The sequence below is a fragment of the Moorena sp. SIOASIH genome (assembly GCF_010671925.1).
Classification (GTDB): Bacteria; Cyanobacteriota; Cyanobacteriia; order Cyanobacteriales; family Coleofasciculaceae; genus Moorena.
This window is the reverse complement of the sequence record NZ_JAAHIH010000003.1, coordinates 954,249-969,093: the sequence shown is the minus strand read 5'-3', so window position 1 is coordinate 969,093 and position 14,845 is coordinate 954,249. Positions and strand designations below refer to the sequence as shown.

The 14,845-nt window shown below is 44.3% G+C and carries 9 protein-coding genes and 1 pseudogene; 9 read left to right on the top strand and 1 reads right to left on the bottom strand.

Translation table 11 applies throughout. The features are described 5' to 3' along the window. Positions 1 to 862: 862 nt before the first annotated feature. From F6J90_RS19555 to F6J90_RS19520, 8 genes and pseudogenes are all read left to right on the top strand, one after another. Positions 863 to 1,315 (top strand): hypothetical protein, encoded by a 453-nt coding sequence (locus F6J90_RS19555; RefSeq protein WP_071106417.1) that lies wholly within the window; start codon positions 863 to 865, stop codon positions 1,313 to 1,315. A gap of 815 nt (positions 1,316 to 2,130) precedes the next feature. Next, on the top strand, positions 2,131 to 3,255 hold the full coding sequence (tgt, locus tag F6J90_RS19550; RefSeq protein WP_293097017.1) for a tRNA guanosine(34) transglycosylase Tgt: 1,125 nt from the start codon (positions 2,131 to 2,133) through the stop codon (positions 3,253 to 3,255). A gap of 47 nt (positions 3,256 to 3,302) precedes the next feature. Beyond that, on the top strand, positions 3,303 to 3,440 hold the full coding sequence (locus F6J90_RS19545) for a photosystem II reaction center protein K (protein WP_071106415.1): 138 nt from the start codon (positions 3,303 to 3,305) through the stop codon (positions 3,438 to 3,440). 1,363 nt (positions 3,441 to 4,803) lie between these two features. Then, on the top strand, positions 4,804 to 5,235 hold the full coding sequence (locus F6J90_RS19540; protein WP_366513784.1) for a recombinase family protein: 432 nt from the start codon (positions 4,804 to 4,806) through the stop codon (positions 5,233 to 5,235). Continuing rightward, positions 5,192 to 6,476, top strand: a pseudogene (locus tag F6J90_RS19535) (transposase). The gene F6J90_RS19540 and the pseudogene F6J90_RS19535 overlap by 44 nt, the downstream one beginning before the upstream one ends. A gap of 66 nt (positions 6,477 to 6,542) precedes the next feature. Continuing rightward, positions 6,543 to 8,939 (top strand): CHASE2 domain-containing serine/threonine-protein kinase, encoded by a 2,397-nt coding sequence (locus tag F6J90_RS19530; RefSeq protein WP_293097012.1) that lies wholly within the window; start codon positions 6,543 to 6,545, stop codon positions 8,937 to 8,939. Between the two features lie 557 nt (positions 8,940 to 9,496). Beyond that, a complete protein-coding gene (locus tag F6J90_RS19525; RefSeq protein WP_293097849.1) occupies positions 9,497 to 10,159 on the top strand; it encodes a YggS family pyridoxal phosphate-dependent enzyme in 663 nt (220 codons plus the stop codon). A gap of 180 nt (positions 10,160 to 10,339) precedes the next feature. After that, entirely contained in the window at positions 10,340 to 11,404 is a 1,065-nt protein-coding gene (locus tag F6J90_RS19520; RefSeq protein WP_293097009.1) for a calcium-binding protein, read from the top strand. 282 nt (positions 11,405 to 11,686) lie between these two features. Here F6J90_RS19520 and F6J90_RS19515 read toward each other — a convergent pair whose 3' ends face one another. Beyond that, positions 11,687 to 12,691: a 2-hydroxyacid dehydrogenase gene (locus tag F6J90_RS19515; protein WP_293097006.1), complete on the bottom strand. Its 1,005-nt coding sequence runs from the start codon at positions 12,689 to 12,691 to the stop codon at positions 11,687 to 11,689. 1,052 nt (positions 12,692 to 13,743) lie between these two features. On the opposite strand from F6J90_RS19515, the gene gap reads away from it, so the two are divergent. Continuing rightward, positions 13,744 to 14,760 carry a type I glyceraldehyde-3-phosphate dehydrogenase gene (gene gap / locus F6J90_RS19510; RefSeq protein ID WP_293097003.1) on the top strand — a complete coding sequence of 339 codons (1,017 nt, stop codon included), beginning with the start codon at positions 13,744 to 13,746 and terminating at the stop codon, positions 14,758 to 14,760. Positions 14,761 to 14,845 lie beyond the last annotated feature (85 nt).

Sequence of the window (14,845 nt, the reverse complement as noted above, 5' to 3'; positions counted from 1 at the left end):
ATAGCACTACGCATTAAAGTTAGGACATTTATACAAGCAGCAAAAGCTGTTATAGTCAACTTTTGCATGCATGCCTCTTGCCTCTTGCCTTGCCCGTAGCGCTATATCAGCAGCAACTTACCCCACCCTATGGCTTAGGTCTCAACAGCAACGGGCTACTAATCTAGTTAGTTCGTGCCGACCAAAACGGCTCAATCAACATTCCTAGGTAGAAGCGATGCAGCGCCACCAAAGGGGAGCCAGTGCCGACCTGCGGGGGTTTCCCCCATGAGCAACTGGCGTGGTTTCCACGGGGCTGACAAGGTGCTCGAATGTGACCCACACAGCCGGTCTCCATAGCGCGACTGCATCAAGACAAAGTAGTTAGCAATGGGTTTATCCCATTTGGGGTATAAGCTGTTGGTTTTCACTCAATAAGGGTAAAACCTTAACAATGAGTAATCTAGTTGACTAGATTTGACTAGTTGACTGTGAACTATTTAAAGATAAACACCTAACAGAGATTATCCCCTGCATCTATTGGAATTATCTCTTGCTGCTTACTAGGCACCCTTAGACCCTTACAGGCTTATACCCTTACACGCTTATACGCTTGTATTAACCATTAGGCATGCTTACATTAGGTATTAACTACGAGAACCATTAACCCAACAGCTAATACCATTAACCCAACAGCTAATACCTAATACCATTAACCTAACAGCTAATACCTAACACCATTAACCTTTCTTGTTGGTTTTAACCCGTTGCCGCAGCTGTGTTCTCATCAATTGGTTTCACCTTTAGGGTTGCCTCGCCAATCAATTAAATTAACCAGTTGCATGTCAATATCAGCCCTGAAAAGCATTATAGGCTTTTATCCATGAGTCACCACCAATCTCGACACCAACTCCCAGCTCCTTGCATCATTGAAACTGGCATTATCATCAACAAGCGAGATATGAAACGCTTGCTTGGTGATTTAGGTTGCGTCCGTTACATCCACACTCTCGATGGTCAACTAAAGAACCAGGGGGAAGGGTTAGTTCAGGAAGTATTTGCTGATCCCCATTGCTCGACCCTGATTGCCAATCGGACACTTTACATCAATGTCCATAGTTTTGACTATTTACAACTGAGTCAGTCTCCAGAGCAAGAAGCATACTTTGACCTAATTAACGAAAATCGTCAGTTGCGGCTGATTCCCCTGTTGAATCCCTTGCAACAAGAGTGTGTTGAGCAACTTCAGGCGGAAGCCCTTGAAGCTATGGTCACACAGGTTCTAAGCGCTAAATGGGATGTGCAAATTGATGATGATGGAGATTGTCCTTTTTAGGTTAGAAGGTTAGAAGGTTAGAAGGTTAGAAGGTTACAGGTTACAGGTTACAGGTTATAGGTTACAGGTTACAGGTTGCTTAATCAAGTTCGAAGGTTTGACACTCCCCGGTCGCGCATACGCGGGGATTCAATGATCAACGAGCCGCCTTAAACCACTATGTCCTAATCTTTGACGCCGCCAAAAAGTAGGCAATATCTAAACCAAAAACCCGTCAAGACCAAGAATCTAGTTTAGTTCATAGTAGACCCAGAGGGCGATTCTCACATGGGGCGTTTGGTTACTTGATAGGAAGTGCATGTGCATAGTCCGTTTTCTTCCTTTTCACCTGGTTTCGGTGTGCCCCACCGTACCGTTTTTTTTTCTCAAAGCGTGATTCTTCTGGGTTCACACGTCAATTGTTGGTTGACGATTGGGTTTTTAAGGAGGATTTTCCCTGCCCTCCGAGCATTACTACTTTAAGGTCTTGCAGTGGCGGGTCTCTACCCCGGTTGCGCCAAGGCCAAAGGCCACGCGGGGCGCGTTCGGTTTTTCAGCCTGTACTCATATCTTTAGTATACTCTAGCGCTATAAAAGTGTCAACTTCTTTCTGGAAGTTTTTTTCTAGGCATTAAGCGCCCTAGTCACTTTCATCTGGACTGGGCTCGCTCGCTTTGTGGCGGAGTTTTCAGTGAAATGGTTTTCTAATAAGTGTTGGCTTGCTCCAAGCTGGATGCATCGAATACACAATATCGAATACACAAGAGCTTGACCTGCTGGGTTAAGCGAATTAGACGGTATGGTCTAGTTAACGATATTTCAAGACCTAGATCAACTTGAATCAACAGAAAATTAATTTTTCATTTCAATGTCAGGCTTCCTGTAGCCACACTAAAGCAAGAGCTGGGGTGTTTGTTACACCCCATGGTGTGGTGGAAACTCCCAGGTTTATGCCAGTAGGCACCCTAGCAACGGTAAAAACTCTAACACCAGCCCAGTTAGAGGTAGCTGGGGCCCAAATGGTTTTGGCTAATACCTATCATCTCCATCTGCAACCGGGAGAAGCCATCATTAAACAAGCCGGTGGGCTGCATCGATTTATGGGTTGGAACGGACCAATCTTGACTGATTCTGGTGGGTTCCAGGTGTTTAGCTTAAGTCAGCTCCGTACTATTACCGAAGAGGGGGTGACCTTTCGATCTCCTCGGGATGGGCGGATGATTGATCTAACCCCAGAACGGTGTATGGAAATTCAGCATGCCTTGGGAGCAGATGTGATCATGGCATTTGATGAGTGTCCCCCCTATCCAGCTGAGCGAACTGAGGTGGAATTAGCAACTCAACGAACCTATCGCTGGCTCAAACGCTGTATTGTTGCCCACAATCGCCCCGATCAACAAGCTCTGTTTGGTATAGTTCAGGGTGGGGTGTACCTAGATTTGCGTCAAAGGGCTGCCGAATCCTTGGTCGAGTTGGATTTACCAGGTTATGCCATTGGTGGTGTCAGTGTGGGGGAACCGGCTGAATTGATTCACCAAATTGTCGAGACAACCGCTCCATTACTGCCATGGCATAAGCCTCGTTATCTGATGGGGGTCGGTACCTACAGGGAAATGGTTTTAGCGATCGCATCTGGCATAGACTTGTTTGACTGCGTTATTCCCACTCGCCTGGGACGTCATGGTACTGCCTTAGTGCAGGGGGAACGCTGGAACTTGAAAAATGCCCGGTTTCGGGAAGATTTTTCCCCCTTAGATGCCAGTTGTCCTTGCTATTGCTGTCAGAATTTTAGTCGTGCTTATTTGAACCATTTAGTGCGATCGCGTGAATCTCTAGGCTATATGTTACTCTCTGGGCACAATGTGACTGAGCTAATTCGGTTTACTCAAGCTATCAGGGCAGCCATCTTAAGTGATCAATTCACTACACAATTTGCTCAATGGCTGTTCACTTCATGTTAAGATACATGTCAATTATTAAATCTGTGTTGGAAAGGAAGATTTAAGATATGGAAGCTGCACTCCTGTTAGCAAAATTACCCGAAGCTTACTCTATTTTTGGTCCAGTGGTGGACGTTTTACCAGTCATCCCTGTGTTCTTCTTGCTGCTAGCCTTTGTCTGGCAAGCCGCCGTGGGTTTCCGGTAAACTTCTCCACCCCTAGAAAACCTGTTTGGATCTAGGGGTTGGTTTTATCGATAAATATTAACAAATTTAGACATATCTCCCAAAAATTTCTAGGTTGTGTCAGAAAGGAGTAGTACAAACCCAACCGATGAATCCGGAGGTGAGTAAAAGCTCATAGAAAATGTCGCAGAGTCTACCAAAAACTCTTATTATTTGTTAGACTTAAATTAGGGTAACACCGACAGGGATTATTATGTAACTTAAATTAAAGCCGAAAACCAAGGGTTTAATAGTTGCGCTGTAATCTCGGTGGAACGAACTTTTTTGACATTTTTATGGCGCACGAGGAATATTTCTTCGTGAAGCGCGTAGATACACCCTGGATGCGAGAGCATCTTGCATTGGCGGGTAATGGTCTATCTTGGTAGACTTTGGTAGCTAAAAAGTATGGGAAAGTAACCTCACTACCTGACCAACGTTTGTCTCTCGGAAGACTACGTGATCAATAAGCCCTACGATTCATCCCACCTATGAACCAGTTAGGTCAGGGTGGGATGATGACTTGGCAGGGTTGATGACCGTGTAGATTAGCAGTAAGGCCGTAGGAACTATCAACCTGCGATTGAAGCCAGCCTGAAAGTTATGGGGGTTTTTTGTCTTTTTTTGTCTAACTAATAAGTTACAATAGACAAGCAACGGTGAATTGGAAGTCTTTTCAAGTAGATAACCAAAGCCGAAACTGGACTTGTTAATGACAGTAGTTACACTTTATAGTGTGGATAAAGCAATCAAAAACAGAAAAGTTGGCGGTAGGGCATCCTGTGAGTAGTAAAGCTTGCCGATATCTTGGAGAAATACTATCCACAGATTGTTAAGCTAAAATACAGGAAGCTGTTTGTATAGGCTAAGTGCTGGTTTTTGCTGTCAAAACTATCAACGTGGAATTACCCAAAATATTAGTCAGGTGGGCATCAATAATTGGGATAAGGGTGGTTGACCACGGCGAAGTTGAAGAAAAATTTAAGATTATCCGATTGATAGCTTGACAGAATAAGCACGACTTGCTTCCTAACCAAAAAAAAGCCAAATGGTAGTGTAAGCAACTTCGCTTCCATTGCTTATCATAAATCGATTAAATCGATCGGGAAAATACTCACAGCAACGTTTCCAACTTAGGTCAGGGCTAAGAATCAAAGAATGAGTCACTACTATGCAGGGTGATCAAACCGTTGATCGTATTATTTATAGAATCATCAAGGGTTTGTGAAAGTTAGCAAAAGTCTCCACTAATCTAGTATAATCTACAACTATTTGGTAGATTTAAACCATAGCACTTGTACCACTCCCTAAGGCGGTCGAACTTACGGGACTTTCTAGGAACACTTTGAGGAAGTATGCAGACAATGGCACCATCAAATGGGAAAAAACGCCAGGCGGCACCAGACTCTTTGACACAGAAAGCTTGCTCAGTCTTGGGCGACGACAGTCGAGACAGTCAGCAACTATCTGTTACTGCCGAGTCAGTAGTGGCAAACAAAGAGACGACCTTGCTCGACAAATCGCCTATATGCACTCCCTCTTTCCGGAAGCAGAAATCATCTTTGACGTCGGTTCAGGACTCAACTACAAAAGGAAAGAACTTAGAGCCATACTGGAACGACTTATGCGCTGTGATCAGCTCACGATTGTTGTTGCCTGTAGAGACAGACTCACCCGTGGGAGCAATCCCTCCCACGGGTTTGAACTCATTGAGTACTTGGTCGGTCTCAACTGTGGAAAAATCCTGGTTTTCGACCAACCTGAAAATTGTTTTTGATCAGAACTTACCGCAGATCTTCAAACCATCATTCACGTCTTCTCTTGCCCTGTCCACGGACTCCGAAAATACAGTAAAAAAATCAAAGAAGATTCGAGTGTTCCTAAACCCTGAACAACGAACAATCGTTCGTCAGTGGTTTGGAGTGTCCCGTTACGTGTTCAATAAAACCGTCAAAATACTCGAAAATAGCGAAGTTAAGGCTAACTGGTTTGCCATTAAGACTGGGATATTGAATGACCTACCTGAGTGGTGTAAGGCAGTACCTTATCAAATTAAATCCATAGCGATTAAGGATGCGTGCACCGCTGTCAGGGAGGCCAAGAAAAAATCTAAAAAGACTAAGCAAATTAATCGGGTTAGATTCAGGTCTCGCAAGAACCCCGTTCAGTCTTGCTATATCCCAAAATCAGCTGTCTCAACTAAAGGCATTTACTACACAAAGCTAGGTGAATTAACTTTTACTGAGACACTTCCTAATAACATTTCCGATTGTCGATTGACTAGCAATAACGGGGACTATTATCTGGTAGTCCCCTACAAGGCAACTCACGCTAAAACCGAAAACCAAGGTAGAGTAGTGGCTTTGGATCCTGGTGTTAGGACTGTCTTGATGCAGTCGCTCATGGGGGAAACCCCCAAGACCGCGCTGCATCGCTTTTTTAACATTTTTTAGTGAGACTTCCGTTGGCAAAATTGGCCATAGTGATTTTTCTCGGATTCAACGTCTATGTCAGTACCTAGATAACTTGATTTCAAAAATCAGTAAAGCCAAAGGTAAGCAAAAACGTCGAATGAGAAAAGCCGCTAGAAGGATGGTGATTAGGATTCAGAACTTGGTCAATGAGCTACATCACAAGGCGGCCAGGTTTTTAGTTGATAATTTTGACGTGATACTGCTTCCCACTTTTGAGACGTCTGAGATGTCCAAGAGACAAAACCGAAAACTCAGATCTAAAACGGTTCGCTATATGCTTTCTTTTGCTCACTATCGGTTCAAAGAGTTTTTGAAGCATAAAGCAGCCGAAAACGGAAAAGTAGTTGTCGATGTCTGTGAAGCGTATACCAGTAAAACTGTTAGCTGGACTGGCGAGTTAGTCAATATTGGTGGAAGCCAAATCATCAAGTCAAAGATTGATGGCCAAGTGATGGATAGAGACATTAATGGCGCTCGTGGGATATTCCTGCGGGCTTTGGGAGATACCCCCTGGATGCGAGAGCATCTTGCATTGGCGGGCTAGGTCTACTTTGGTAGATTCTGGTAGCTAAAAAGTATCGGTGATAGTTTCTAGTGATAAATATTATATATGAGTGCTCAGCTGGTAAAAGTGGCCACAGAAGAGTCACCAAACAACTCAAAACTTAGCCCCCAGGCGGAAAATCCCTCCCCCCCGCCCCCAAAACCGACGAAAGCTTGGTCGCGGCTGAAACGCTTGGGGGAATATGTTGGGATAAACCCAGCATTGATAGCGAGTTTGGCGGTAACTGGTTTAATGCTAGGGTCTAAGCACCTAGGAATGTTGCAGTTTTTTGAGTTAAAGGCTTTCGACCGGATGATAGAGCTGCGACCAGCTTTACCACCGGATGACCGCCTCTTAGTAGTAGAGGTGACTGAGCCAGATTTAAAAGGCACAACAGCTCCAGGAGGGTCTTCAATCAAAGATGCTGTAATGTATGAGGTATTACAGAAGTTGGAGCAACATCAACCCGCTGTCATTGGTGTCGATATCTTTCGAGACAGTCCAGTAGAACCGGGTCATGCTGAATTTTCTGAACTACTGCAAAGTAGCGATCGCATAATCCCAATTTGCTATCGGGGTCAATCAGAAGCATCCAGTGTTGCAGCCCCCCCAAACATTTCTCAGCATCGTGTAGGCTTTGTTAATCTACTTGAAGACCCCGATGGAATCGTCCGGCGGGCTCCATTATTTTTTGACAATACCAGTGATAATACCAGCATCGTGGGTTGCACCACCAGATTATCATTCGGCTTTCAGTTAGCCCGAAGCTATTTGGAACAGCGGGGAATCAAGCCCGAAAACATCTCCCGAAAACAGATGAAGCTAGGAAAAACAGTCTATAACAAGATATCTCCTACTGCTGGAGGTTACCAAAAGGGGGATACGGGAGGCTACCAAATTTTATTGAATTACCGCTCTGCTGATCACCTTGTCGAGACCGTTACCTTAACTAAGGTTCTGAATGAGGAAATTGAACCGGACTTGGTCAAAGACCGGATTGTCCTAATCGGTATGAATGCTCCTAGTATCAAAGATGATGACTTCTTAACACCCTACAGTTTTGCTCAAAAAGAAAGCAAGCATATGCAAGGAGTCATGATACATGGTCAAATCGTCAGTCAACTGCTCAGTGGCGCACTTGGAGAGGGAAGAGGACAGTTTTGGTTTTGGTCTGAGTGGACAGAAGGCTTGTGGATTTGGGGTTGGACACTAATAGGGGGCGTGTTAGTTGGGGTAAGCCGCAACACTCGACAGTTAGTACTGTCTGAGAGTATTGCTCTAGGTATTTTGCTCGGAACATCCTACCTGCTATTTCTCAACTCAGGATGGATACCTGTCGTGGCACCTGCGTTGGCATTAATCCTTTCGGGTACTGGTGTAATGACTTACACCGGTTACAAGGCTAAACAGGAGAGCATAAAAGCAGAGCAAGAGCGCCGCAAAATTGAAGCAAAAGCTCAAGAACAGGAACAGAACTTGGCCTTGTTACAGGCATTGTTGAAAGAAAAAAACGAAACCATCTCCAGCACTAACACCAAAACTATACCGATACCACAAACCGATTTATCTCAAGAAGATTCCACAGCAATTTGGAACCCAACAGCGGGTGCAGACCCTGATGGCACATCGGTAGAGTACCGACCCCAACATAACCTTCTAGCTGGACGCTACCAAACCAAGCGTGTTCTTGGTTCCGGTGGGTTTGGTCTAATCCATCTAGCAGAAGATACTCAGCGACCTGGTTCACCCCAGTGTGTGGTCAAGCAATTGAAACCGGCTCGTAGCGATCCGCAATTCTTGAAAATTGCCAGACGCCTATTCCGCACTGAAGCAGAAATATTAGAAATCTTGGGTAATCATTTAAAGATTCCTAGACTACTAGCTTATTTTGAAGAAGATCAAGTATTTTACTTAGTGGAAGAATATATTCCCGGTGAGTCCCTTAGTGACGAATTGCCAGTAGATAAACGGCTTGGAGTGAAGGAAGTCGCGGATATCCTGAAAGATATCTTAGAAATTCTGGTCTTTATCCACAAATACGGCGTCATCCACCGGGATATCAAACCTGGCAATATTATCCGTCGTCAAACTGATGGTCAACTGGTACTAATTGACTTTGGAGCAGTTAAACAGATTAAAAGCCCAGACCAGAGTCAGGACGGAAATGCTACGGTTGCCATTGGCTCTCGGGGTTATGCCCCACCAGAGCAATTAGCCGGACACCCCAGTTTCAATAGTGATATTTATGCTTTAGGTATGATTGGGATTCAAGGATTAACTGGCATTCGTCCCTATCAATTGCCCATTTCCCCAGAAACTGGTGAAGTGATCTGGCGTAATCTGGCAGATGTACCTGAAGAATTTGCCCAAATTATAGAAAAGATGGTGAGCTATCATTTCGCTGACAGATACCAGTCAGCTGAGGTAATCCTGCAAGATTTCTCCAAAGTGATTGGTGGGTGAAGTATCCCAACAAGATCCGCTGAAGTTGGGGCTTCCAACTGGCGTCACAAGGACGGTCTTATTCGTCTTCAGGATTTCCCGTTTCATCCGCCGATGCCACGTTGGGTACTTCCGCGTACACAGAAAGTCCAGAACTGAATCTGGTGATGGTCTTACTCAGCGTCCACAGGCAGCTGCCCGTCTTCCACAGGCAGTAATTCTTTTTTTGCCGCTTGGTTTTCGCGGTTTATAACTGGTGTTCCAGTCGATTATGTCTCATGACATCTTGCGCTTGCCTTTTCGGTTCGCTTAGCGTCGGCGAAACCCGAAACGCTGTGGCGAACGGTGGTCGAGTTCGTTCACGCGCTTTGACTACATCTCTTATCCACCTAGCTCAACTATTATCAGCCCATGCCTGACCATGTAAACCTAAGCGAGTTATTTTCATAATAGCATATAATCAATCGTTCGGCTATCCATCCCCACCTTCAAAGTTGGATGGGGAATTTCGCCGATTTTTGTTAAAGCCATGGAGGAAAAAGCCAAGAGGGAAGACTATGGAAAAAATACCTTTAACTATGACTACACCTATTACTGATAATATCCAGCAGATTCGTCAACAGTTAAAGCCTAATGTCCGTTTAATTGCGGTGAGCAAAACCGTATCTGTAGAAAAAATGCGGGAAGCCTATGGTGCTGGAATTCGTGATTTTGGAGAAAATCGCTTGCAAGAGGCTTGTGCTAAGCAGGAACAGTTACAAGATTTAGAGGGTATTTCCTGGCATTTTATCGGTCACTTACAAAAGAATAAAGCCAAACTTGCTGTTCAAACAATGGACTGGATCCATTCCGTTGATGATTTAAAGTTAGCCCAGAGTTTAAATCGGCGGGCGAATGAGTTAAATAAACGACCTAAGGTTTGTTTACAAATTAAGATTTTGCCCGATCCTAATAAATATGGTTGGTCTGTTGAGCAGTTATTAGAAACGTTACCAGAATTAGAAGCTTGCGATTCCTTAGATATTCAAGGGTTAATGACGATTCTTCCCTTGGGGTTATCGGAATATGAAATTTTTGATGCATTTGTAGAAGTTGCTAAATTCAAGGAACAGCTTAATCAAACAACTCAGTTAAACTTAAAAGAAGTATCAATGGGAATGTCGGGAGATTATTTGCAGGCTATTAAAGCAGGAGCAACGATGATTCGCCTAGGGAGCAAGATTTTCGGCAAACGTCAATAATTCTTGAGCATTTTTAACGGTATTTTGCCGTGCGACCCCGCTCGAGTTTCCCGACAAGCGTGAACGCGCACCAAGAAATCGGTCAAATTGGCCAAATACTGCCAATTTGGCTAGCTTTACCATACCTAAGACCAGACAATAAAGGAGGTCGGAGTTGGATAGGAATAGGTGATCGAATAAATGTTTAACTTGAATTTCGTGGGGTTGGAAACAAATACTACAAATACTAGTGTAATTCTCATAGGTGGCAGTGGCAACGATACTCTCAACGGTGGCTCACAGGATGATACCCTCAAAGGTAGAGCTGGGGATGATATTCTCAATGGTCGAGGGGGTAATGACCGTCTTGAAGGGGAGGAGGATTCAGATGTTCTCAACGGTGGAGAGGGCAATGATACCCTGATTGGTGGCTCAGGGAATGATGTCCTGACTGGTGGACCGGGTTCTAGCTTTGGCTTGAGTTTGTTTGAGGTTAAACAGACATCTGATCATGATTTCCTCGACGGTGGAACAGGAAATGACACTCTCAACGGAGCAGATGGGAATGATGTCTTAAAAGGCGGAGCTGGTGATGATTCCCTTTTAGGTGATGTTCGTAGGCGTTTGACTGGAATTCCCATAAACTATAATCCAGGCAGTGACATCCTTGATGGTGGAGACGGAAATGATGTGCTCGAAGGTGGGGGTAGCGGTGATACTCTGATTGGTGGGACTGGCAATGATACCCTAATTGGTGATGGTGATGATCAAAATGTCTTTGGTGGCGGGAATGATTCTCTCCTTGGTGGGAATGGTGATGATTCTCTGGTAGGTGGCAACGGAAGCGATACCCTGACTGGTGGTCACGGAGCTGATATCTTTCGCTTCACATTTACAAATCGCCCATTACCAATCTTCCCGCCTTCAATGCCTTCATCACAACCGCTACAACCTTCAACGGGAATCAACATAACTAATAGTTTCCTATTGCCGAGGAACTCTGACTCGGAACTTCCACGACCTGAAAGCGGAATTGACAGGATTACAGATTTCAATGTCCAACAGGGAGACAGGATTGAAATTGTTAGTTTTGGGGAACTTGATATTGATCAAATCTCCTACAATAAAACTACAGGTGCTCTGTCTTTTGAAGAGCAACAATTTGCTCAACTACAAGCAGGTCTTGATTTCAGTCCAGAGCAGCATATTGATTTACAAGTCTTCCCTCCTCGTTCCTTTGTTCCCCCTCCTCCTAGTGCGTTTTAGGCCAATTTAGTAATTGGTAATTGATAATTGGTAATTGGATTAGGATTACCAATTACTACAATCTTGATTGAATTTTGCCGAGGTCGCTAGTTGTTATGGTTTGGTTAAAGTAGGGAATCAGATCCTATTTTGGAGAAGTATTCTAACTTCTGAATTCTGTGATTCGATATAATGGGATGCTCTGAAAGAGCCCCTACCCGAATCCATTACCTAGGAACCCCCCCAAATCTCCCCACACTTTCCACTCTCCCTGTAATTATGGGTATTCAACCTGACTTGATATTATTCCCTATTATTAATAATAATTTTATTCGGACAAGGAACACCTTTCTCAAAGTTGCTAATATTAGAGAGTGTAGTTTCAGCAATGTTATGGAGGGCATTTTCAGTTAAAAAAGCTTGATGAGCAGTAATAATTACATTAGGGAACGTGAGTAAACGTTGAAAAATATCATCTTGAATGACTTCATTAGACAAATCCTCAAAAAACAAGGCAGATTCTTGCTCATAGACATCCATAGCGAGATAGCCAATTTTCTTGGACTTGAGCCCACCAATAATGGCTTTGGTATCAATCAATCCCCCTCGGCTAGTATTAATTAGCATCACACCTGGTTTCATCTGCTCTAGAGCTTCGGAATTAATCAGATGATAGTTTTCAGGAGTTAAGGGACAGTGTAGGGTGATAATATCAGAGATAGCAAAGAGTTCAGCTAGCTCTACATACTTGACCCCTAAAGCTTGACACTCCGGGTTGGGATAGGGATCATATGCCACTAATTGACACCCCATACCAGTGAGAATTTGGGCTACGATAACACCAATTTTACCAGTTCCCACGATGCCTACAGTTCGACCATGCATATCGAATCCCAAGAGTCCATCTAGGGAAAAATTTCCTTCTCGTACTCGAGAATAAGCACGATGTATCTTGCGATTCAGGGCTAGCATTAAGCCAATGGTATGTTCAGCGATCGCATAAGGGGAGTAAGCCGGAACACGCACTACTGTCATGTCCAATTCTGTCGCTTTTGTGACATCCACATTATTAAAACCAGCGCAGCGTAGAGCAATCAGACGAGTTCCCTGTTGCGCCAGCTTTTCCAACACTTGTCCGTTGAGGGAATCATTGACAAAAACGCATACTGCTGGACATCCTGATGCCAAAATAGTCGTTTGAGTATCGAGGTGCGGTTCAAAAAAAGTTAATTCATGACCATATTGGGAATTAACAGCTTCGAGAAACTGTCGGTCGTAGACTTTGGTACTAAAGACAGCGACTTTCATAGAGGTAATGCCAAAACCAGCTTAAGTGAAGTACCCCAACCTGCTTAGCTGAGGTTGGGGCTTCCCATTCTCAGTTCAATCAGGGACGGTTTTATTCGTCTTTCGGCAAAGCCGACGCTACGCGAACGAGGTTTCCCGCTTCATCCGCCGATGCCTCAACCAGCAAGCTCGTCTTGGTCTTACTCAGCGTCAACAGGCAGACATCCGCCTTCTAAGGACGTATAGTTTTTTTTCGACAGACTCACCTTGGAATTACGACTCTGCGGTCAACCAGCCGGGGCTTGTCTCTTCCCTGAGCTCTGCTAGTACTTTGTACACCTAATGGTCTAAAAACTGATAAGAGATCAGACCGTTTATAAGGTAGCCTTTTAGTCAGTCAGGCGGGTCAGCAACCAACTTCATTCTAGCATAAATTGTGATGAGAAGCATTGTAAGTTGAGGCGCTATCCATCCCCACCCTCTTAGGGTGGGGAATTCCGCGAGTTTTGTTAAATTGTAGATAAACATTTAAATAGTAGATTTAAAGAAAAGGTTAATTATCTGGTAAGCATTTAACAGTAAGCTATCAGCGGTCATGTATAGCACTACCCATTAAGGTGTTTGACATTCCTAAACTCCGAAACTTAGTTATAGCTTACTTATGACTTATGAGTTATGACTTATGACTTGCCCGTAGCGCTATAAATGCTTACCTTCTTTTTTATTTCTTTGTAGTTTAACACAGAGCAGTGGAAAGAATTAACAGCAATTACCACAGTCTTAAATTAAGTTAAAGGATTAACAAATAATGAGTAGAGTGAGCTATAAACAATAGCTTGGATGCCTAGCAAAAATCATTGAGTCAAATCTGGTTACTTGGCAATCCTTTCATGGTAGTTTTGATGCTCCCGGCTGTCAACAACAAAGGAAGAATTAATCTTCCCGATTGGATGACATTGTCTTGATGCAGAGCGGGAGTGGGGGTTTTACTCAAGACCGGGCTGCATCGCTGGATGAGGATTCTTAATTATCCACAAACGTAAATTTGTAAACCTCTTAAAGGAGATTTGTCCATGGCAACTGTCAAAGTGGGTATCAATGGATTTGGTCGTATCGGACGACTCGTATTCCGTGCTGCCCTCAACTACCCAGAAATCGAGGTGCTGGGCATTAATGACCTAGTTCCACCACAGACTATTGCTTATTTACTCAAATACGACTCAACCCATGGTCGTTTCAAGGGTACCGTAGAAGCTGAAGCTGATGGAATTGTGGTCAATGGTAAGAAAATCCCCTGTGTCTCAATTAAAAACCCAGAGGAGCTGCCTTGGACGAAACTCGGTGTGGAATATGTAGTAGAATCTACTGGTCTATTTACCACCTATGATGGGGCATCTAAGCATTTAGAAGCGGGAGCGAAGCGGGTGGTAATCTCTGCTCCTACTAAAAACCCTGATTTGGTTCCCACCCTGTTGATGGGTGTCAATCACGATACCTATGACCCTGGTAAAGATACTATCGTTTCCAATGCCAGTTGCACAACTAACTGTCTTGCTCCCATTGCTAAAGTGATTAATGACAATTTTGGGCTAGCGGAAGGGTTAATGACTACCGTCCATGCCATGACTGCTACCCAGCCAACCGTAGATGGTCCAAGTAAGAAAGACTTTCGGGGGGGGCGAAGTGCTGCTCAGAACATTATCCCCGCTTCTACGGGTGCGGCCAAAGCTGTCACGCTAGTGTTACCGGAACTGAAAGGTAAACTCACGGGGATGGCATTACGGGTACCAACACCGGATGTATCAGTGGTAGATTTGACCTTCAGGACTCAAAAGGCAACCAGCTACCCAGAGATTTGTGCAGCAATGAAGGCAGCTTCAGTTGGGGCGATGAAAGGAATTTTGGGCTATACAGAGGAGCCAGTGGTGTCCACCGATTTTCAAGGGGACCCTCATTCAAGCATTTTCGATGCTGGAGCCGGAATGGAACTTAATTCTAATTTCTTTAAAGTTGTCTCTTGGTACGACAATGAGTGGGGCTACTCTAACCGCATGATTGACCTGATGTTATCTATGGCAGCTCAAGGTTAGGGCGTGCATAGCAGCTAGCGCAGGGAAAGGAAAAATCCTTTCCCTGACTAGAACCCGGAGAAGGGGAAGAGGGAGAACAGACTGG